The 21,466-nt window shown below is 67.3% G+C and carries 17 protein-coding genes; 9 read left to right on the plus strand and 8 right to left on the minus strand.

Translation table 11 applies throughout. The annotated features are described in order from the left end of the window. Positions 1-64: 64 nt before the first annotated feature. A complete protein-coding gene (locus WC815_06325) occupies positions 65-2,146 on the minus strand; it encodes a radical SAM protein (GenBank protein MFA5908370.1) in 2,082 nt (693 codons plus the stop codon). A gap of 263 nt (positions 2,147-2,409) precedes the next feature. On the opposite strand from WC815_06325, the gene WC815_06330 reads away from it, so the two are divergent. Then, complete coding sequence (locus tag WC815_06330; GenBank protein ID MFA5908371.1) at positions 2,410-4,041, plus strand: hypothetical protein; 1,632 nt, start codon at positions 2,410-2,412, stop codon at positions 4,039-4,041. Positions 4,042-4,117: 76 nt separating this feature from the next. Here WC815_06330 and WC815_06335 read toward each other — a convergent pair whose 3' ends face one another. The 5 genes from WC815_06335 to WC815_06355 all read right to left on the minus strand — a co-directional run bounded on the left by WC815_06335 (position 4,118) and on the right by WC815_06355 (position 7,638). Further along, positions 4,118-4,300 (minus strand): hypothetical protein, encoded by a 183-nt coding sequence (locus tag WC815_06335; GenBank protein ID MFA5908372.1) that lies wholly within the window; start codon positions 4,298-4,300, stop codon positions 4,118-4,120. Positions 4,301-4,305: 5 nt separating this feature from the next. Continuing rightward, the gene (locus tag WC815_06340; GenBank protein MFA5908373.1) at positions 4,306-5,490 is read right to left on the minus strand and encodes an aminotransferase class I/II-fold pyridoxal phosphate-dependent enzyme; all 1,185 of its coding nucleotides are present in this window, start codon (positions 5,488-5,490) and stop codon (positions 4,306-4,308) included. 124 nt (positions 5,491-5,614) lie between these two features. After that, positions 5,615-6,424: an agmatinase gene (gene speB, locus WC815_06345; GenBank protein ID MFA5908374.1), complete on the minus strand. Its 810-nt coding sequence runs from the start codon at positions 6,422-6,424 to the stop codon at positions 5,615-5,617. Between the two features lie 11 nt (positions 6,425-6,435). Next, positions 6,436-6,855 (minus strand): DUF3788 family protein, encoded by a 420-nt coding sequence (locus WC815_06350; GenBank protein MFA5908375.1) that lies wholly within the window; start codon positions 6,853-6,855, stop codon positions 6,436-6,438. Positions 6,856-6,858: 3 nt separating this feature from the next. Beyond that, positions 6,859-7,638, minus strand: a complete 780-nt coding sequence (locus tag WC815_06355) for an SDR family NAD(P)-dependent oxidoreductase (protein ID MFA5908376.1) — start codon at positions 7,636-7,638, stop codon at positions 6,859-6,861. Between the two features lie 89 nt (positions 7,639-7,727). Here WC815_06355 and WC815_06360 point away from each other — a divergent pair, with 89 nt between their 5' ends. Continuing rightward, positions 7,728-8,996, plus strand: coding sequence for an acetylornithine deacetylase/succinyl-diaminopimelate desuccinylase family protein (locus WC815_06360; protein MFA5908377.1), 1,269 nt, complete (start codon positions 7,728-7,730; stop codon positions 8,994-8,996). Positions 8,997-9,003: 7 nt separating this feature from the next. Continuing rightward, positions 9,004-10,311, plus strand: a complete 1,308-nt coding sequence (locus WC815_06365) for an aminotransferase class III-fold pyridoxal phosphate-dependent enzyme (GenBank protein ID MFA5908378.1) — start codon at positions 9,004-9,006, stop codon at positions 10,309-10,311. Positions 10,312-10,320: 9 nt separating this feature from the next. On the opposite strand, the gene WC815_06370 is transcribed toward WC815_06365, so the two are convergent. Then, positions 10,321-13,122: a VWA domain-containing protein gene (locus tag WC815_06370; protein MFA5908379.1), complete on the minus strand. Its 2,802-nt coding sequence runs from the start codon at positions 13,120-13,122 to the stop codon at positions 10,321-10,323. Between the two features lie 85 nt (positions 13,123-13,207). On the opposite strand from WC815_06370, the gene WC815_06375 reads away from it, so the two are divergent. Next, complete coding sequence (locus WC815_06375; protein ID MFA5908380.1) at positions 13,208-14,188, plus strand: YpdA family putative bacillithiol disulfide reductase; 981 nt, start codon at positions 13,208-13,210, stop codon at positions 14,186-14,188. Positions 14,189-14,295: 107 nt separating this feature from the next. Further along, a complete protein-coding gene (locus tag WC815_06380; protein ID MFA5908381.1) occupies positions 14,296-14,847 on the plus strand; it encodes a hypothetical protein in 552 nt (183 codons plus the stop codon). Between the two features lie 138 nt (positions 14,848-14,985). Here WC815_06380 and WC815_06385 read toward each other — a convergent pair whose 3' ends face one another. Continuing rightward, entirely contained in the window at positions 14,986-16,044 is a 1,059-nt protein-coding gene (locus WC815_06385; protein ID MFA5908382.1) for a branched-chain amino acid aminotransferase, read from the minus strand. 272 nt (positions 16,045-16,316) lie between these two features. Here WC815_06385 and WC815_06390 point away from each other — a divergent pair, with 272 nt between their 5' ends. From WC815_06390 to WC815_06405, 4 genes are all read left to right on the plus strand, one after another. After that, entirely contained in the window at positions 16,317-18,596 is a 2,280-nt protein-coding gene (locus tag WC815_06390; GenBank protein MFA5908383.1) for a glutamine amidotransferase, read from the plus strand. After that, entirely contained in the window at positions 18,577-19,419 is an 843-nt protein-coding gene (locus WC815_06395; GenBank protein ID MFA5908384.1) for a DUF4159 domain-containing protein, read from the plus strand. The genes WC815_06390 and WC815_06395 overlap by 20 nt, the downstream gene beginning before the upstream one ends. Positions 19,420-19,492: 73 nt before the next feature. Beyond that, positions 19,493-20,515 carry a MoxR family ATPase gene (locus WC815_06400; GenBank protein ID MFA5908385.1) on the plus strand — a complete coding sequence of 341 codons (1,023 nt, stop codon included), beginning with the start codon at positions 19,493-19,495 and terminating at the stop codon, positions 20,513-20,515. 40 nt (positions 20,516-20,555) lie between these two features. After that, entirely contained in the window at positions 20,556-21,464 is a 909-nt protein-coding gene (locus WC815_06405; protein MFA5908386.1) for a DUF58 domain-containing protein, read from the plus strand. Positions 21,465-21,466: the final 2 nt, after the last annotated feature.

The raw sequence follows: 21,466 nt of genomic DNA on the forward strand, positions 1-21,466 counted from the left end.
TGTAGCAGGGGAGGCGAGGCCCGGGGTCCCGGGCCTCGCTCAGGTCTAGTCTCGGTCGGTGCGATCAGTGCGTCGGCGCTGGCTGCTGGGCCTTCTTGAGGCCCTGGATCTGCAGCACCGGCACGCCCGGCTGCTCCTTGAGCACTTCCTTGCGATAGAGCTTCTCCATCTCCGCGTGGTGGCGCAGCTCTTCGGGGGTCATGTTCTTCTTCTTCTGCGCCGCGATCTTCTCGTCGCGCGAGTTCTTCGCAATCCCGAGATCGTCGAGATCGGTCTGAATGCCCGCGGCGACCGCTTCGGCATTGAGCTTCAAGGTGTGCTCGTTGCTGCTGAGCGGCACCGACTTGTTGCCGGCGAAGATTTCGTGGCGCCCGTGCTCGTCGTACCACTTGGTGAGCGTGGCGGTCATGTGCATCTTCTCGATGATGTTGCGCCAGCCGATGCCGGTGTTGTAGGCGCAGAAGGAGATTTCGCCCATCTGCGTCGCATACGGGATGATGCACATCTCGGTGCGGCGGAAGTCGTAGTTGAACAGGTCCTGGAACCACATCCCGGCGATGAACAGAAAGTTCCAGCGATCCGCGCGCCGCTTGTCGATGTCGGCCCGGGTGCGGTCGCCGTCCACTCTGCCGTAGTCGCGCTTGGTGGCGCCGAAGGTCTTGTCGAACTTCTGCAGCAGGTCGCTCAGCTTGAAGTGCGTCGGCGACTTGAACGAGTCGTAGTTGCGGGCCAGCGCCAGCGCCATGCCGGCGATGGTCAGGAACCTGCCGCGGGCGGCATCGTTGACCTGCGCGACGTCAGCCGCCAGCTGTTCCGCCCTGAGGAACGCCGTGACCGGCACCGCCTCCTTGGTTTCCTTGTCGATCATCACGGCCATGCCGATGCCGCAATTGGGGTGGCAGCCGCAGGTCAGGTTGCCCCATTCGTTGTCGGGCCCCTTGACCACGTCGCCCCAGTCGGTGAAGGTGCCCACGAACGAGATCGGGAACCAGTCGCGCACCGGCTCGCCGAGCCCGGTCTGGTTCTTGACGTCGTGCGCCAGGTGCGACAGCGTGTAGCGCTGCGCGGCACGGCGCTCCGGCGTGACTTCCTCGTCGCGGCCGGTGAAGCTCACCGGCTGGAACGACAGGAAGTTGATCCGTTTCGGGTTGTCGAGCGCGAACTCGATGATGCGGCCGACCTGCTCGTTGTTGACGCCGTTGACAATCGTCACGACCGGCACGATTTCGACCCCGGCGGTGTGAAGGTTCTCGATCGCGCGCAGCTTGACGTCGAACAGGTTGCCGACACGACGGTGCGAGTTGGCGGCGTTGCCGATGCCGTCGAACTGCAGGTAGGCGTAGCGCAGGCCCGCTTCAGCCGCCGCCTTGGAGAAGTCGGGGCTCTTGGCGAATTCGATGCCGTTGGTGGCGGCCTGCACCGACGAGTAGCCGACCTTGCGCGCGTAGCGCACCGCGTCGAGGAAGTAGGGCGAAAGCGTCGGCTCGCCACCCGAGAACTGCACCGACATCTGCCGCTTGGGCTTGATGGTGATGGCGTTGTCGAGCACCGTCTTGATGTCTTCCCAGGTCAGCTCGTGCACGAAGCCCACCTGGTTGGCGTCCATGAAGCACGGGTCGCACATCATGTTGCAGCGGTTGGTCAGGTCAACCGTCAGCACCGAGCCGCGGCCGTGCTTGATCGTCGAGCTGCCGTGGTTGTGGAGCTTCTCGTCGTTGTGGGCGCGGATGTCGCGGCCGGGAAACACCTCCTCGAGGTGCTTGAAGAAGGCGGTGTCGATGGCCATCGTGTCTTCGAAGTGCCCGTGGATGGGGCAGTCCTTCGACATCACGATCTTGCCGTCCTTCTCGTCGATCACGGCCTTGATCTCGCCGACCTTGTCGTTGAGCAGGGTCTCGAGCGGGCGCGTGCCGTCGAGAATGGCCTGGCGCGCTTCGCGCACGCAGGTCGGGCACAGCGAATCGGTCTGCCGCGGCCAACCGAGTGGCGGCTTGGTCTTCTGGTGCGACTTCAGCAGCGGCTGGTCCGACCACCTCGGCGTCATCGAGGGGTTGGGGCTGATCTTGTTGAGTTGAGAGAAGACCTGCCAAAGGCCGTTGGCTGCGATCGACAAACCTTTTTCCGCGTACTTGATTGGCGCGTGCATGTGCGCTCCTTACCTGATTCGAGCGGGCTCTGTCTGGGTGTTGCCGTCAGCTCACGGCCCGTAAGTGATTGACTTCACGATATCTTACGGAGATTTTCGTCAGTTCTGCACAGGGGCCGCCGAGCGGGCCGAAATCTCGGCTGAACTGGCGCGGGCCGGGGTGAACGGTCAATATCCGATTGATTGGGTCGGCATTGGCTCTGATATCCTGCCGCGGCGTACCGCCCGACGGCGCGTACACGATTACTTCAGAGGGAGCGGAAATGAAGCGATTGATGACGGCCGGTTGCATGTGTCTCGGGCTCGCGCTGGCGATGCCGGCGTGGGCACAAACCGAACAACACGATCATTCCCCGAAAGGGGGCGCCATCAAGGCGGGCACGGTCAACTTCGAGACCTCCTGCAGCCCTGCCGTCAAGGACGAATTCAACCTGGCGGTCGCGGAACTCCATTCATTCTGGTTCCCCGAGGCGCGGTCCCTGTTCCAGGGCATCGCCACGAAGGATCCCACGTGCGCGATGGCGCACTGGGGCGTCGCCCTGACCTACTGGGGCAATCCGTTCGCCGGTCAGCGCTCGGCGCAGACCATTGCCAATGGCAAGGCCGCGATTGACAAGGCCCGATCCACCGGCACGCCGACGGCGCGGGAGAAGGGCTTCATCGACGCGGTCGCCGGCCTCTTCTCGAGCGCCGACGTGACCACCCAGCGCGCGCGCGTCGTCGCCTACGAGGGCGCGACGGAGCTGGTGGCGAGCCAGAACCGCAATGACATGGAAGCGCGCATTTTCTGGGCGCTGGCGATTGCGCAAACCGCGCTCCCGACCGACAAGACCTTCGCGCAGAACCTCAAGGCCGCCGAGATCCTCGAGCCCCTCTACAAGCGGAACCAGAATCATCCCGGTCTCGCGCACTACATCATCCACGCCTATGACGTGCCGGCGCTGGCCGCCAAGGCCCTGCCCGCGGCGCGCGCCTACGCCGACATCGCGCCGTCGGTGCCGCACGCGCTCCACATGCCGTCGCACACCTTCACGCGCGTGGGCGAGTGGAAGGAATCGGTGGCCACCAACATCCGTTCGGCCGACGAAGCCGAGAAGTCGGGCGGCGGGCTCGGTGAGGGGCTGCATGCGCGCGACTACATGACCTACGCGTATCTCCAAATGGGCATGGACAAGGAAGCCAGGGGCGTGCTCGATCACGCGATGATGGTCGCGGCCAAGGTCGCCGCGGCACCAGGTGCGGCTGACGCCGGCGGCGCCAACACCTTTGCGCTGGCGGCCATCCCGGCCCGCTACGCCATGGAGCGCGGTCAATGGGCCGAGGCGACGGCGCTCAAGCCGTGGCCCGCGGCGAACACTCCTTACACCGAAGCCATCACGCACTTCGCCCGCGCGATTGGCTTTGCGCGCTCGGGCAAGCCGGCCGAGGCGGCCGCGGACATCGCGCGACTGACGGCGCTTCGCGACCGCGAGATCGAAATGAAGGACGCCTACTGGACCGAGCAGGTGGACATCCAGCGCCGCGGCGCCGCGGCGTGGGTGATGTTCGCCGAGGGCAAGCAGGCCGAAGCGATCGCGGCGATGTCGGCGGTGGCCGAGGCCGAGGACAAGACCGACAAGGCCGCCGTCACGCCCGGTCCGATCGCTCCCGCCCGTGAGATGTACGGGGCCATGCTGCTCGAGGCCGGCCGCGCCAGGGAAGCGCTGGTCGCGTTCGAAGCCGTTGCCAAGAAAGAACCGAACCGGTTCCTCGCGCTCTACGGCGCGGGCAAGGCCGCTGAGGCCACCAAGCAGACGGCCAAGGCGAAGGGCTATTACAAGCAGATCGTGGCGACCTGCGCCGACGCCGGTACGGAGCGTCCCGAACTCCAGTACGCGAGGAAGATGGCGAAGTAGATATCGGAACCTGCCTGGAGGGCACTTCTGGCCGGGAGGACACCCTTGGTCGGGAGGGCTCTCCTGTATCTCGGGCTCACTTGACCAGCTTGGCAGGGGAGTTCGGAGGCGTCGTGCGCCACATGTAGACGCCACGCACGATCGTGAGGATGGCGATGAGCAACCCGGTTGCCCATGGCGAGCGTCGCCCGGTGACCGCGGTCACGATCATCATGAACCCGACCATCAGGACGAACACGATCGCTACCTGCACCAGCACCCGGATTATTTTCGGCTGCATACCGGCCCCTCTCGACGCGACATCCATTGCGTGAATCGAGCCAGGGCATCGGCCACGGTCGCCTCGGTCGCCGCGAAGCACATCCGCACGTAGCCTTCGCCGTCAGTCCCAAAGCCTGCACCCGGCGCCAGCGCCAGGCCCGTGGCCTGCAGCAATTCCTTCGTCAACGCCGGGGAATCGGTCAGGCCCTCGATCCGTGGGAACGCGTAGAAGGCGCCCTGCGGTTCCGGCAGCGACACGCCCGGCAGCGACAATAGCGCCGTCATCACGTCGGCGCGGCGATCGGCGTAGTGGTCGCGCAGTTCGCGGATGTATGGCTCGCCGTCGCGCAGCGCGACGATGCCCGCCTGCTGCACCATCGCCGAGGCGTTCGAGGTCATGAACTCCACAGCTCTGTACATCGTCTTGATGGTCGCCTCGCTGGCCTGCGCCCAGCCGAGCCGCCATCCGGTCATGTTGTAGGTCTTCGAGAAGCTGTTGACGACGATTAGCCGGTCGCGATCGATGGCGAGGCGCGCGAACGACGGCGCGACGTCCTGGCCGTCGTCGTAGACCAGCCGCTCGTAGACCTCATCGGCGAGGAGGACGAGGTCGTGTTGCGCCACCAGCTCCGCGAGCGCCTGCTGCTCCGCGATGGAGGCGACCCAGCCGGTGGGATTCGATGGGCTGTTGACGATCATCATTCGCGTGTTGGCGTCGATGGCGGCGCGCAGGCGATCGAGATCCAGGCGAAAGCGCGCGCCGTCGCGCGCGAGTGGCACCGGGCGCGGTTCGCCGCCGGCCATGATCACGCTGTTGGCGAAGATGGCGTAGGCGGGTGAGACGACCACGGCGTTGTCGCCGGGACCGACGATGGCGCGGATGGCGGCGTAGATGGCCATCGACGCGCCGACGGTGCTCATGATCTCCGACGGCCGATACGTCACGCGGTGGAGTTCGTGAACCTTGCCGGCAATGGCCTGGCGCAGTTCGGCGTAGCCGGCGGTGTGCGTGTAGAAGGTGTGTCCGGCCTTCAGCGCGGCGTCCGCCGCTTCACAAATGAACGCCGGCGTCGGCAGGTCTGACTCGCCGTAGCAGAGCTTGAGCGAGCCGGGCATCTGCTCGGCGGCCGTGGCGATCTGCACCATCGGCGATTCGGCGACGCCGGTGAACGACGGCGTGTAGCGCACGTCGGGATTCTACGTCGCACCGAGGGATGATTGGGGTCAGGCCGCGAAAATCGCCCTTTTGAACGACTGGTAAGGGCGATTTTCGCGGCCTGACCCCAATCATCCCTCAGCCGCTGCTGGTGAGCTAACCGAGCATCATTTGGCCGGCGATCTCTCGTGCGATTTTCGCGGCGACCGCCGCTGTCACGCCGCCGAGGTCCTGCGACGGGTTGTATTCCACGACGTCGGCGCCGACGATCGGGCCGGGGAGCGCGTGGATCATCGTCAGCACGTCGCGGACGGAGAGGCCGCCCGGCTCCCGGTGGGAGACGCCGGGCGCGAACGCGGGGTCGAGGCCGTCGATGTCCACCGAGATGTAGACCGGGCCGTCGATCGCCGGCCGGGCTCCCGCCGCGATGTGGCGCATCTCGAGGCAGTTGACGTCGAACTTCGCCACCTGCTCGCGTTGATGCGGCGTCAGCGTGCGGATGCCGGCTTGCACCAGCGTCACGCCCGCGCACTCCTCCATGATCCGGGCAAACGGGCAGGCATGCGAATAGCGGTCGCCCTCGAACTCGTCATAGAGGTCGCCATGGGCATCGATGTGGAGAATGGTCAGCGTGGGGCGCTGCGTGATGAGGGCGCGCAGGATTGGATAGGTGATCGAGTGGTCGCCGCCGAGCGCGATGGGTTGGAAGCCGCTCGCCAGCAGCGCGCCGATGCCGAGCTGAATTTGATCGCGCGCCTTCGCCGGCGTGTCCGAGAGCGGCAGGTCGCCGGCGTCGGTCAGGCCGGTGAGGTCGGCGCCCTTCTCCGTGAAAAAGTTCCCCGCGGGCGACCACATCGCCTGGCGAATCAGCGACGGCGCCGCCGCAGACCCGCGCAAGAACGAGGAACTGGCGTCGTAGGGGATGCCGATGAGTTGCGGTCGCGGGCGAGTTGACGTGAGGGGCATGGTTCCCACCTTCAGTTCTGATTCTTGATCGCCGCGACGGCCGCGACCGCGCGAACGTCCGCGGCCGTCGACACGGCGAAGCGGAGGCCCGTGCCTTCGGCGTACTTCTGGGCGCTGTCAACAGCGTCGAGGACGTGCTGAGGGAGGCGCGCCGCGCGCGCTTCCGCCACCGCCGCCCTGCCGAGCGCAAACGAGGCCAGGAAGTGGCCATCGCACGGCGTGAGGTAGGCGATGATGCGGTCGCCGCGCTTCACGCGCAGGCCCCAGCCGGTGCTCTTGCTGGAGAAGCCCCATTCAGTGGTCACGGGCCCGATGCGGCCCGCAATCTGTTCGATCGCATGGTCCCACTGTGGCGCCTTCCGCCCGAGGGCGGCCGTGAGGGCGGCCGGCGACGGCTTCTTCGACCTGTCGGCGAAGACGCTCAGGGCCATCCGTCACATTCCCGGCGGCGTGAACCGCCCGTCGTTGGCGAGCCAGCCGCCGTCGGCGAACAGGATGGTGCCGGTGACGTAGCTGGCGGCGTCCGACAGCAGGAACACGGTCGGCCCCGCCATCTCGGAGGCCTGGGCCCAGCGCTTCATCGGCGTCTTGTCGGCATAGGCCTTGTACCACTCGGGCTGCGCCTTGATCGGCGCCGTGAGTGGCGTTTCGATCACGCCCGGTCCCACGGCGTTGACGCGCACGCCCAGTTCGCCCCACTCGGTGGCCGCGGTCCGCACCAGTTGCACGATGCCGGCCTTGGTCATCGAGTAGACCGACTGCCCGGGCTCGGTCACAAGCGAGCGAATCGACGAGAACAGCACGATGCTGCCGGACTTCTGCAGGACCATGAGCTGGCCGGCGGCCTGGAGCACGTTGAAGTTGCCGCGCAGGTTGACGCGGACCACGCGGTCGAACTCCTCGCCGGTGTAGTTGAGGATCGACTTCCTGACATTGATGGCCGGCGTGCAGACGAGGCCGTCGAGCCCGGTCCGGTGGTGCAGGGCGTTGGCGAGGGCGTCGCGCACCGACGTCTCGTCGGCGATGTCGACGACGCCGGCCGCGGCGGAGCCGCCGGCCCTGGCGATCATGTCCGCGGTGGCGGCCGCGTTGGCGGCGTTGATGTCGAGGCAGATGGTGTGTCCGCCCTGCTGCGCGACACCGAGGGCCACGGCCTGGCCGATGCCCGAGCCGGCGCCAATGACGGCAATGGTTTTCCCGTCTAATCGAAACATGAAGACATGATACTTGCCGGGAAGGCATTTCTGGTCGGGAGGGCATTTCTCGTCGGGAGTCGGGAGTCGGTCGGGATAAAATTCCCACCGTGCGTGCTTCGGAGACCGATCGCATCATCGCGGAAGTTGACCGCGCCGCCGGCGAGATCGTCGATTTCGCCTCGCGGCTGGTGCGCATCCCCACCGTGAACCCGCCAGGTGAGGAGTACGAAGCCTGCGCCAACACGATTGGCGATCAACTACGCGCGCACGGGGCGGAGGTCCAGTTGCTGCCGGCCATTGGCCGCGTCGAGCACACCGCGCGCCACCCGCGCATCAACGTGGTGGGTCGCTACGAGGGCGCCGCCAGGGGCCCCGCCATTCACCTGAACGGCCATTTCGATGTCGTGCCCGCCGGACAGGGGTGGACGCGCGATCCGTTCGGCGGCCAGATCATCGACGGGCGGCTCTACGGCCGCGGGTCCTGCGACATGAAGGCAGGCCTGGCGGCGGCGGTGTTTGCGGCGGCGGCCATCCGGCGGGCCGGCGTCGCGCACCAGGCGCCGATTGAGATCAGCGGCACCGTGGACGAGGAAAGCGGCGGCTTCGCCGGTGTGGCGTGGCTCGCCGAGAACCGCTGGATCTCCCGCGAGCGGACCAAGGCGGTGATTATCCCCGAGCCCTTCGGCGTCGATCGCATCTGTGTCGGTCATCGCGGCGTCTACTGGTTCGAAGTGATTGCCGAAGGCCGCATCGCCCACGGCAGCATGCCGTATCTCGGGGTGAGCGCCATCGAGGGCATGTCGCACCTGATGGACCTGGTCCGCGACGAGCTCGGGCCGGCGCTGGCCGGGCGCGTCACCACCATGCCGGTGGTGCCCGAAGGGTCGCGCCACGCCACCATCAACGTCAACGGCATCGAGGGCGGCCAGCCGGTGGACGAATCGCCGAGTCCCTGCGTGGCGGACCGCTGCCGCGCGGTGTTCGATCGCCGGTTCCTGCTGGAAGAGGGCCTCGAGCGGACGCGCGCGGAGGTCGCCGCGCTGGTGGCCAAGGCGCAGGCGAAGATGCCCGAGGTGCGCTTCGCGATTGAAGACCGGATGATCGTGGAACCGACCCGTGCCCCCGAAGACGCGCCGGTAATCGCGGCGCTCACCGCCGCCATTGCCCGCGTGGTGGGCCGTCCGGCGGCGCTGGTGGCCAGCCCGGGGACCTACGATCAGAAGCACGTCGCCCGCATCGCCGGCGTCCCGCACTGCGTGGCCTACGGCCCCGGCGAACTCGACCTGGCGCATCAGCCCGACGAGTACTGTTCGATTGCGGATATTGTGATGGCAACGAAAGTGTTGGCGCTGGCGGTGCTCACGCTGGCCGAATGAGGAACTCATGACCGGACAAGAAATGGTGGCGCTCTCGAAGAAGCACTCGCTCTACGAGTGGTCGGCGCAGGCGCACGTCGACCCCATTCCGGTGGCGAAGGCGAAGGGCATCTACTTCTGGACGCCCGAAGGCAAGCGCTACATCGACTTCAACAGCCAGTTGATGTGCGTGAACATCGGGCACGGCGACCCGCGTGTGATCAAGGCCATCCAGGACCAGGCCGCGACGTTGGCCTACGCCAACCCGTTCATGGCCACCGAGCCGCGCGCGAGGCTGGGGCAGAAGCTGGCCGCGATTTCGCCGGGCGACATCGACGTGTTCTTCTTCACCAATGGCGGCGCCGAAGCCAACGAGAACGCCGTGCGCATGGCCCGGCTGGTCACCGGCCGCCACAAGATCCTCGCGCGCTACCGGTCGTATCACGGCGGCACCGGCACCAGCCTGACCATGACCGGCGACCCGCGCCGGTGGGCGATGGAGCCGGGCATGCCCGGCATCATCCACGTGCCGCATCCGCACCATGGCCTGAAGCGCGGCACCGATTCGGGCGCTGAGGCGCTGGCGCAGCTCGAAGAGATCATCATGTTCGAGGGGCCGCAGACCATCGCCGGTTTCGTCCTCGAAACCGTGACCGGCACCAACGGCATCCACGTGCCGCCCGATGGCTACCTCGAAGGCGTCCGCGAGCTGTGCACCAGGCACGGCATCCTGATGATCTGCGACGAGGTGATGTCGGGCTTCGGCCGCACCGGCGAGTGGTTCGCCGTCGATCACTGGAAGGTGGTCCCCGACATCCTGACCATGGCCAAGGGCCTGACCAGCGCCTACGTGGCGCTCGGCGCGGTCGGGGTCCGGCAGGGCATCGCCGATCACTTCCAGCAGAAGGTGCTCTATGGCGGCCTCACCTACAACAGCCATCCGCTCGGCTGCGCCGCCGCGCTCGCCACCATCGCCGTTTACGAAGAAGACAACCTGATCGCCCGGGCCAAGACCATGGGCGTGTTGATGGGCAAGATGCTGGCGGAGTTGAAGGCGAAGCACCCGTGCGTGGGGGATGTGCGCTCGATCGGCCTGTTCGGCCTCGTCGAGCTGGTCAAGGATCGCAGGACCATGGAGCCGCTGGCGCCGTTCAACGGCACCTCGCCGGAGATGCAGGCGCTCGGCAAGTTCTTCCGCGACGAGGGGCTCTACACCTTCGTGCGGTGGAACACGTTCTTCACCAACCCGCCGCTGTGTATCACCGAGGCGGAGCTGGCGGAGGCGTTTGCGATCATCGACAAAGGGTTGTGCGTCACGGATTTGGCGATCTCGTGATTTGGTGATTTACCGAAGTCCCTGCACGTGCTTGACCCACGCGGCGACCAGCGGCTGCATCGCGCCCTTTGACGCCGTGTAGGCCTTCGACCACTTCACGACGTTGGCCTGGTCGGCCGCCAGCGTCGCCGGCTGCGGCGCGTCCAGGTGACGCATGTAGGTGCCGAAGATCGCCGCCAGCTGCGCCGGCTGATCGGTCGGGTTGGTCTCGAGGTACGGCGTCAGCACCGCCACGGCATCCGCCGGGCGGCCGCCGAGCACGTAGACAATCCCCATCAGCTTGCGCGTGCGCGCATCGACGCCGGGTTGCCGCATGGCGAACTCGAGGGGCGTGATCGCGAGCTCGGGTTGGCCCGCCTTGAGCCACTCCTCGCCGGCGAGCCGCGCCGCCGCGGGGCTTGCCGGTGACGTCGCCGCGCTCTGGATCAGGCCGGCCGCTTCCTTGTGGCGGTTGGCGTCGGCAAGCGCGGCGCCGAGATACAACCGCGCCGGGGTGAAGGTGGGCGCGATCTGCATGGCGCTCTGGAACTGCACCGCGGCCTTCTCGAGTTGCGACAACTGGTACAGCTCGAGCCCCTTGAGGAACGCGGCCAGCGATTGATCGCCGTCGCCGAGCGCGGTCATTGCCGCCGAGCCCAGGTCGCCGCCGCGGGCTTCCTTGATCGCGGCCTGGGACCCGTTTCCCCGCGCCTCGGCCGCCGCGAACGTCGCCATCAGCGCCGCCGGTGTCAGCCACTCCTTGCGATCGAAGTTCGACAACCCACCCAGTAACACCATTGCCATCTCCGCCGGCAGCGCGCCGCCCGCGGCGGCCGCCGGCACGCCGCCGCCGAGCGCCGGTGACTCGGTGAGGACGCGGAACGGGCGAATCATGTGCCCCTGGGCCTTGCCGCCCTGGCGGATCGTGCTGCGCGCCAGATAGCGCCCCGGCGGGAGCGCGGTGGTGCTGAACTGCGCGTTGCCCGCCAGGATCTCCGGTGACGGTCCCGGCGCCAGGCGCATCGGGATGGTCGCCAGCGGCTGGGCGTCCTCATTCGGCAGGATGTCGAGCACCGCATCCAGCCCGGTGAGCTGCGGCGCCGGCCCGTAGATCTCGACGAGCGCGGCCATCTGGCCGGTCACGGCGGGTTCAATGGCCGGCGCGAGCGCGGTCTTCTCGCCCGGCGTGTAGCTCCCGAGGATCAGGTCGCCCATCGCCAGGGCGGGGCCATCCATCTGCCACGCCGTCACTAGGCGCGACACGCTGCCGACGCGCCCTTCGCTGTCGGCCAGCGACAGGATCAACCGGTAAGATCCGGGGTCCACCGCCATCGAGCCCGAGAGCACGGCGGTGCCAGGGTCGCCGGCCTTTTCCGTCAGCGTCCGCAGGCCCACGGCCGGGGCAAACCCGCGCCCCTCCTTGTTCACCATCACCATGCCGGCGGTGTAGTCGAGCGGCTGTCCGGCGAGGCGCTCCGCTTCGGCGGCGATCAGCACGCGGACCCTCGACGAGCCGGGCTCCTTGTAGGTCCAGGTCGCCACCTTCAGCGGCAGGTCGTTGATCGGGAGCAGCGACTTGAGCGCGCGCGACACCGCATCCTCGGGCGTGGTCGCCTTCGCCGACACCGAAGTGAGAAAGCTGCGCCGCGAGCGAATGGTCACGCCGCGGCGAGGCGTCTTCACCGAGATGCGATGCCGCCGGCCGTTGCGATCGGCGGCTTGCGACTCGACACCCAGCAGGTAGAAGCCGTCGAGGGCCCGCGAGATGCGGTCGAAGGCGTATTCGGCCGACGTGTTGATGCGATAGAGCGAGCCCCGCGCCGCGCCGGCGAGCAGCTCGAGGCCGGTCACCTGGAGGTCGCGATCCTGGCGCGGCGTATTCGGCCGCGCCGACTGCGACACGTCGAAGCGCGGCACGTCGAGCAGCAGGATGTCGATGGTGGCGCGCGAATCGGCCGCCGCCGACGCCAGTTCGTCGCTCTCGCCGCCCAGGCTCTCGAAGGTCAACCCTTCCGAGATCAGGATCACCGACTTGGGGCCCTCAATGCCGCCCAGGCCCTTGAGCACCGCGCGCATGCCGTTGACCGAGGCCTGCGTGCGGTGGCGCACCTCGCCCACGATCTGTCCCGCGTCCTGCTCGACCTCGCGCTCGCACCGCTCGGCCTCGGAGGCCGGCAGCCGCCCGCACTCGCGCATGATCACCTCGACGGCCAGTTGCAGGTCGCTGCGCAGGTAGACGGCCAGGGCTTCGGTGACGCTGAGGTTGAACCGGAACTGCACCGGTTCGCCGCTGCCCACGATCCGGAGGAGGGCTTCGCGCACCTTGTCGTGATCGGTCGTGAAGTCGACGAGTTCGCCCGGCCCCGGCACCGCGACCACCGCCACGCGGTCTTCCGGCGTCAGCGTGTCCACGAACTTCTTGGCGCTGTTCATCGCCGCCCGCGCGGCGCCGGTGCGGATGTTGCCCTGGTCGATCAGCAGCAGGACCAGCCGGCCCAGGGGCGCGCCCTTGGAATTGGAGGAGAAGAAGGTCTCGTCCGGCGCCGCCGCCACCTTGCGCGGCGCGCCGATCACGCGCAGAGGATCGACCGAGCGCACGTATTCGGCCGACACCACCTGCCGCCGGTCGCCGTCCACTTCCACCTGGAAATCCGCGATGGTGAGGTCGGTAACCTGCCGGCCGTTGGTGTCGAGGGCGGCGACGTCCACGCTGACCAGCTCGATGCCGGCCCGGAAAATCGGCGGCTGTGGCTGCGGCGGCTGTTGGGGGACCTGCGCCGACAGGACGGACGCAGACGCGAAGGCAGCGACGCCGGCAAGCAGTAATCGCATGACGAACCCCTCGGGCGCATCTTAACCGGATCCGGTTCCCGGTTCAGGACTCCCGACTCCCGACTCCCGGCTAGAATCGGGAGATATGTCCGTTCGCGACGTCATCATCATCGGGGCCGGGCCGTCCGGGCTCGCCACCGCCATTGCCGCCAAGCACTTCGGCCTCGACTACCTCGTCCTCGAAAAGGGCGCGCTTGTGGACGCCATTGCGCGGTTTCCCACCAACATGGTGTTCTTCACCACGCCGGAGCTGCTGGAAATCGGTGGCATCCCGCTGACCACGCCGTACGACAAGCCGACGCGGACGGAGGCCTTGCGCTACTACCGGAAGGTGGTGGACGTGTTTCAGCTGCAGGTGTCGCTGTTCGAGGAAGTGACCGAGGTCGAGGCTGAGGCGGACTGTTTCGTCGTCCACACCCGGAACGCGCGCGGCGTGACGCGGGTGCGCGAGGCGCGCAACGTGGTGCTGTCGATGGGCTACTACGGCGCGCCGGTGATGCTGGACATCCCCGGCGAGGATCTGCCGCACGTCTCGCACTTCTACCGGGAAGCCCACCCCTATTACCGGCAACGCGTGGTGATTGTCGGCGGCAAGAACTCGGCGGCCGAAGCGGCGCTCGAGATCCATCGTGCCGGCGGACACGTGACGATCGTGCACCGCGGTGCGGCGTTCGGCGACTCGATCAAGTACTGGGTGAAGCCCGACATCGAGAACCGCGTGAAAGAAGGCTCCATCGCCGCCCACTTCAACGCCAACATCGCCGAGATTCGCCCGACCGAGGTGGTGCTCGATTCGGGGCAGACCCTGCCGGCCGAGGCGGTGTTGCTGCTGACGGGCTATCGCGCCGATCCGGAGTTCATGCGGAAGATCGGCGTCGAGATCAATCCCGAGACGCTGGAGCCGCGGTACCACGCGGACACCTACGAGACCAATGTTCCCGGGTTGTTCGTCGCGGGCGGGCAGCTGGCGGGGAAGAAGACGGGAACCGTGTTCATCGAGAACGGCCGGCTTCACGGCGAGGTGATCGCGAAGACGCTGGCCGCCCGTCTCCGCGCGCCGGAGTAGGCGGCCGGAAGGGCGCCCTGGCGCGTCCGGTGTGCCCTGCCCCGGTGGTGTTTTCGACACGCCGGCATGGGCCCGATCGTGCACAATAGCAAGAGGAGGCACCATCCATGGTTCACCTCGCCTCGATCGTCCTCGCCTTGCTGCTTGGTGTCCTACAGGTGGCCGTACCGCAGTCATCGCCTCAGGAGCCGGCCGCCGGCACCCAGATTCGGATCGAGGACTCCCGCCTGGCGGGGCTGCTGCCCGATGGCCTCCGTCGCTCGCCAACCCTGCGGTCGCTGGTGGAACAGGTGCAGGGTGGCCGCGTCATTGTGATAGTTCAGACCGTGCGCTGGTTGCCGCACGAGGCGGCCGGCATCTTGACCTGGATCGGCGCGGGTCCGCCGAATCGTTTCGTGCGCGTGTCGATCAAAGCACAGGCTAGCTCGGACGCGCTGCTGGCGCTGCTCGGTCACGAATTGCAGCATGTGATCGAAGTGATGTCGGCGCCATGGGTATCCGACGACCAGTCCCTGCTTGCCTTGTACCGGCAGATCGGCCAGCCGACCAACTTCGCCCAGTCGGCGTGGGACTCGGCCGATGCCAGGTGGACGGGCGACCAGGTGCTGCGTGAACTCAAGGGGCTCATCGCCGGGGCGGCGGCCGCCGAGGAGCGCTGATCTATTTCGGTAAGGCCGGGCACCGATGGCCCGGCCCCTGCCGCCGTGACAGCTACAGCGCGCGCATGAACGCCGTGATGTCGGACTTCTCGGCCGCCCCGGCAAATCACGAGACCACCAAATCACCAAATCACCAGATCAGATCATCGTCAACCACCCGTGACGGTCGGCAATGCGGCCCGTGCGAATCCCCTCGAGTTCCGCGCCCACCTTCGCGAGCACCGAGTCGGGGGTCAAAGCCGGGACGGTGATCTCGCGATCCTTGTGACGCAGGCGGCCGAGCGGCGCGATCACCGCCGCCGTGCCGACGCCGGCCGCGCCCTGCAGCGTGCCCTTGGCGTGCGCCTCGAACACCTCGTCGATCGAGATGCGGCGCTCGTCGATCGGCGCCTTCATGTCGCGGAGCAGCGTGAGCACGCTGTCGCGCGTGATGCCCGGGAGGATCGTGCCGCCGAGCGGCGGCGTGACCACCGTGCCGTCGATCACGAAGACCACGTTCATCAGCCCGGCCTCTTCCACGTACTTCCGCTCGATGCCGTCGAGCCACAGCACGTTGTGGAAGCCCTTCTTCTGCGCCTCGAGCGCGGCGAGCATGCTGCCGGCGTAGTTGCCGCCGCACTTGGCGGTGCCGGTGCCGCCAGGGAAGGCGCGGACGTAGGTGTCTTCGGCGATCAGATCAACCGCGCCGGAGAAATATGGGCCGCTGGGGCAGGTCTCGATGACGAAGCGGAACGTGTCGGACGGCCGCACGCCCAGCGGCTCGCCGGTGGCGAACAGCACGGGGCGAATGTAGAGCGCCGCGCCCTCGCTTTCCGGAATCCAGTTGCGGTCGAGCTGCACGAGCGCCATGGTTCCGTCGATGAAGATCGAGGCCGGCACTTCGGGCATCGCCATCCGCTGGCACGACCGGCCCATGCGGGCGTGGTTGGCCTGCGGGCGGAACACCGCCGCGCTGCCGCCCGGCCGCGGGAAGGCCTTGAAGCCTTCGAAAATGCCCTGGCCGTAGTGCGCCACCGCCGGCGCGGCGGCGAGCATCTGGGGGCCATACGGGACAATCTTCGGGTCGCCCCATTTGCCGTGGGACCAGTCGGCGATCAGCATGTGATCGCTGAACACGGCACCGAACGCCGATTTGTCGCGGAGTTCCGGGGTGAGGCGGGACGAGGTGGTCTTGGTAATCGGGATAGTGGCAAGCATGGCGGGGTCCTTTTGGAAATCCTATCAAACCAGCCACAGATTAGGCGCAGATTTGGCACCGATTCAGCGCAACCGAGCTGCAGCCCGACCCGCGCACGCGCCGGGCAGAGCCCGGCGTCGCGGGTCGGGCTCTCATCCGTGATTAATCGGTGTCCAATCGGTGGCCGGAGACGTCGTATTACATACGGTCACGGCCACGGTGGGCCGGGGACCGTCTGACAGGTTAGCTGTGGCGTGGCGCCTCCCTAACCGAAGTAGAATCCGAGCCATTCGTGTTCGACGCCCTATTCAAGTTCTTTTTCGAGCTCTCCCCGGTGGTGTTCACCCAGGGCGAGTTCCGCTTCGCCGCCTCCACGGGTTCGTACGTGGCTGCCGTCGCGGTGCTGGTCGCGGTCGGCCTGACCCTGGCCGCCTACCGCTCCGGACGCGGCCGCACGCGTGATCGCGTCGCGCTGGCGGCCATCCGCGTCGCGCTGCTCGCCATCATCCTGGTCTGCCTGTTCCGCCCGCTGCTGGTGGTGAAGGCGGCGGTGCCGCAACAGAACTTCCTCGGCGTGCTGCTGGACGACTCGCGCAGCATGCAGATTGCCGATCACGGCGGCCAGCCGCGCTCGAAGTTCATCACCGACGAATTCGCGGAGCCCAATGCCGGCCTGCTCAAGGCGCTTTCCGATCGGTTCACCGTGCGCACGTTTCGCTTCTCCTCGGCGCCGTCGCGAACGATGGCGCAGGGCGAGCTGACGTTTGGCGGATCGCAGACGCGGCTCGGCGCGGCGCTCTCCGGCGTGCGGCAGGAACTGGCGGGCCTGCCCGTGGCCGGCCTGGTCATGGTGAGCGACGGCGCCGACACCGCGGATGCGGCGCTGGGCGACGCGCTGCTGGGCCTCAAGGCCGAGGGCCTGCCGGTCTTCACGGTCGGCGTGGGGCAGGAGACGCTGTCGAAGGACATCCAGGTCGGCCGCATCGTCACGCCCAAGACCACGCTCAAGGGCACCACGCTGATGGTCGATGTCGTGCTGTCGCAGTCGGGCTTCGACGGCCAGCAGGTCACGCTCGACGTCGACGACGAGGGCACGCTGGTCAGCACGCAGCAGGTCACGCTGCCCGACGCCGGCACGCCGGCGTCGATCCCGGTCCGGTTCACCGTGAGCGAAGCCGGCCCGCGCGTGCTGCGCTTCCGCGTCTCGCCGCAACCGGGCGAGCTGGTCACGGAGAACAACGCCCGCGAGGCGCTGATCGACGTGCGCGATCGCAAGGAGAAGGTCCTCTACTTCGAAGGCGAGCCGCGCTTCGAGATGAAGTTCATCGGCCGCGCCATTAAGGAAGACGGCAACCTGATTCTCACGGTGCTGCAGCGGACCGCCGACAACAAGTACCTGCGCATCGGGGTCGACACGCCGGAAGAACTGGCGGCCGGGTTTCCCAAGACGCGCGAGGAGCTGTTCTCCTATCGCGGCCTCATCCTTGGCAGTATCGAGGCCGGCGCCTTCACCGGCGATCAGCTGCGGATGATTTCGGAGTTCGTCGATCGCCGCGGCGGCGGCCTGCTCACGCTGGGCGGCCCGCGCGCGTTTGCCGAGGGCGGCTATGCCGGCACCGCGGTCGCCGACGTGCTGCCGGTGGTGCTCGACCGCGCGAAGGTGCAGGCCAGGGACACGGTGTCGCGGCTCCAGGTCAAACCGACGCGCGCCGGCAGCGCGACGGCGGTGACCCAACTGGCGGCGAACGAGACGGCCTCCGCCGAACGCTGGAACACGCTGCCCGGCATCACCACCGTGAACCGCATCGACGCGGTGAAGCCCGGCGCCACCGTGCTGCTCACCGGCACCGACGAGTCGCGGGCCGAGCGGCCGATGCTGTCGTTCCAGCGCTACGGGCGCGGCAAGGCGTTCGCGTTTCTTCCGCAAGACTCGTGGATCTGGCAGATGCACGCCAGCATTCCGGTCGAAGACATGACCCACGAGAACTACTGGCGCCAGTTGCTGCGCTGGGTCGTGGACGGCGTCCCCGACCAGGTCGAGCCCAGCCTCACCAGCGAACGCGTCGAGCCCGGTGAGGCCGCCACGCTGATCGCGAACGTGGTCGATCCGTCCTTCGTCGAGTTGAACGACGCGGCGGTGACCGCCACCATCACCGGCCCCGACGGCGCCATTGCCGACCTGCCGATGTCGTGGGATGGCGAGCACCCGGGCCAGTACCACGTGTCGGTGCCAACCAAGGCTCCGGGCTGGTACCAAGCGAAGCTGGAAGCGACGCGCGGCGGCAAGACCGTCAGCAGCACGGTCACGCACTTCCGCGCCGCGCCCGGCGAAGCCGAGTTCTTCGATGCGACGATGCACGCGGCGACGTTGAGGCGGATTGCGGAAGATACCGGCGGCCGCTACTACGAGGCCGGCACCACCGCGACGCTCGCCGATGATTTGCGTTACACCGGCCGCGGCGTGACCACGGTGGAAGAGCACGACCTCTGGCACATGCCGATCGTGTTGATGCTGCTGGTGGGCCTGTTGTCCGCCGAATGGGGGTACCGGCGTGTCGTCGGCCTCGCGTAACGCCGTCGCGACCACCTGTGCGGCGTTGGTCACCGCCGTCATCGCCGCGAGCGGTGCACTGGGCGCCGTCAGCAGCGAAGCCCGACGAAGCTCGAAGAGCGAAGTCGGGGCGAAGGAGCCGCAAGACTTTCGCGGCGCCGGCCGCGGCCGCCGGCCCGTGCCGGTGGTCGAAAGCGCCAAGGCCGGCTACGACGGGCGGTTTGCGTTCATGCGCCTTCAATACGGCGCCGCCGACCTCCGCATGATGCGGCGCGAGCCGCCCTGGGCGCACGACTTCCCGCGCGCCGATTTCCACTTCATGAAGATCCTGTCGGAGCTGACCTTCACGCGGACCTTCGTCGACCAGGGCAACATCCGCACGCTCGACGATCCAGACCTGGCGCTGTTTCCAATCGCCTACATGTCGGAGCCGGGCTTCTGGACGATGAACGAGGCGGAGGCGGCCGGACTGCGGGCCTACCTGCAGAAGGGCGGCTTCATCATCTTCGACGACTTCCGCGAGAACCACCGCGACAACCTGGTGTTCCAGATGCGCCACGTGCTGCCCGACGCGCGCTGGGTGCCGCTCGACGCCACCCATCCCATCTTCCATTCGTTCTTCGAGATCAACTCGCTCGACCTCGACGGCTATTACGGCCCCGCCGAATGGACGGGGCTCTTCGAAGACAATGATCCGGCCAAGCGGCTGATGGCCGTGGCCAACTACAACCACGACCTCGGCGAGATGTGGGAGTTTTCGGACACCGGCTACATGCCGGTGGACTTATCGAACGAAGCGTATAAGTTTGGCGTGAACTACGTCATCTACGCGATGACGCATTGATGTAGCCTCCGCCTTTAGGCGGAGCCGTACGTAGCGTCCGCCTTCAGGCGGACTAGCAGCGAGAGGAGCTTCCGTGGACACCGCAGACATGAACTCGCCGGACGATCTGGCCCTGGCCGAACGGATGAAGGACGGCCGCGACAAGATCATTCACGAGTTGAAGAAGCTAATCGTCGGCCAGGACGACATCATCAACCAGGTGCTGTTGACGCTGTTTGTCGGCGGCAACAGCCTGATTGTCGGCGTGCCCGGCCTCGCCAAGACGCTGCTCATTCACACCATGGCGCGCGTGCTGGACCTCAAGTTCTCGCGCATCCAGTTCACGCCCGACCTGATGCCGTCCGACATCACCGGCACCGACATCATCCAGGAAGATGCCGCCACCGGCCGGCGGCAAATGGTGTTCTCGCCCGGGCCGATCTTCGCCAATATCGTGCTGGCGGACGAAATCAACCGCACGCCGCCGAAGACGCAGTCGGCGCTGCTCGAGGCCATGCAGGAGCACCGCGTCACCATCCAGGGCCGCACTTACAAGCTCGAAGAGCCGTTCTACGTGTTCGCGACGCAGAACCCGATCGAGCTCGAAGGCACCTATCCACTGCCCGAAGCACAGCTCGATCGCTTCATGTTCCACATCGTCATCGAGCACCCGCCGGAAGACGAGGAGTTCCTGGTCGTGAAGACGACCACCACGAACCAGGATCCGCAGTTCGAGCGGCCGGTCACCGGGCCCGACCTGGTCGCGTTCCAGCGGCTGGTGCGCCGGGTGCCGGTGGCGGATCCGGTGATGCGCTACGCGCTGTCGCTGGTCCGTGCCAGCCGGCCGAAGTCGCCGACCTGTCCCGAGTCGGTGAAGAAATGGGTGGCGTTCGGCGCCAGCGTGCGCGCGGCGCAGTACCTGGTGCTCGGCGGCAAGGCGCGCGCGCTCACCAGCGGCCGCTACCACGTCAGCTTCGAGGACATCCGCGCGATTGCGCACTCCGTGCTGCGCCACCGCGTGCTGACGAATTTCCACGCCCAGTCGGAGGGCGTCACCAGCGACACGCTGGTGGATCGGCTGCTCGAGTCGGTGCCGGTGCCGAAGTCGGGGATGTAATCTCGAATGTAGGGGCGGGCTTTGCCCGCCCGGGAGCGACATGGCAGTACACCAACCCATCCCCGGCGCGCGCTTCGTGGACCCCGCGGTCCTCGCGCGCGTCGGCAACCTGGAGCTCGTGGCGAAGACGGTGGTGGATGGCCTGATCAACGGCACCCACCGCTCGCCCTTCTTCGGCGCCTCGGTGGACTTCGCCGAGCACCGGGGCTACGTCGCCGGCGACGACATCCGCCGCGTCGACTGGCGCGTCTACGCGCGCACCGACAAGTACTACATCAAGGAATTCGAGGCCGACTCCAATGCCAACTTCTCGGTGCTGCTCGACGTCTCGAAGTCGATGAGCTTCGGCGAGAAGATTTCGAAACTCGATTACGCCAAGACCTTGGCGGCGTGCCTGACCTATCTCGCCAACCAGCAGCGCGACCGCGTCGGCCTGGTCACGTTTGACGAGCACATCGTCGACCACGTGCCGCCGTCAGCCAAGCACATGGACGTCGTCCTGCACACGCTCGACCGGGCCAGGGCCGAGAAGCCGGGCCACCTGGTGGCGCCGCTCAAGCGGCTGGCGGAACACTTCGGCCGCCGCGGCATCATCGTGGTGATCTCCGACTTCTACGCCGAGCCGGAAGAGATCTTCGATGCGGTCGGGCTGCTGCGGTTCCGCGGCAACGATGTGGTCCTCTTTCATGTGCTCGATCCGCAGGAGGTCGACTTCTCGTTCGTCGAGCCGTCAAGTTTCGAGGATCTCGAGAGCGGCGACCAGATTCCCATCGTTCCCGCGGCGCTGGCGGATCAGTACCGGTCGCTGGTGGCCGCGCACATCGAGGCGCTGACCACCCGGGCGTCGCAGCAGCAGATTGACTACATGCTGCTGAACACCAGCCAGCCACTCGACTACGCGTTGTTCCGCTTCCTGTCGATGCGCGAACGCATGGCCCGGACCAGGTAACC

The sequence above is a fragment of the Vicinamibacterales bacterium genome (assembly GCA_041659285.1).
In the GTDB taxonomy this organism is placed as follows: domain Bacteria; phylum Acidobacteriota; class Vicinamibacteria; order Vicinamibacterales; family UBA2999; genus 12-FULL-67-14b.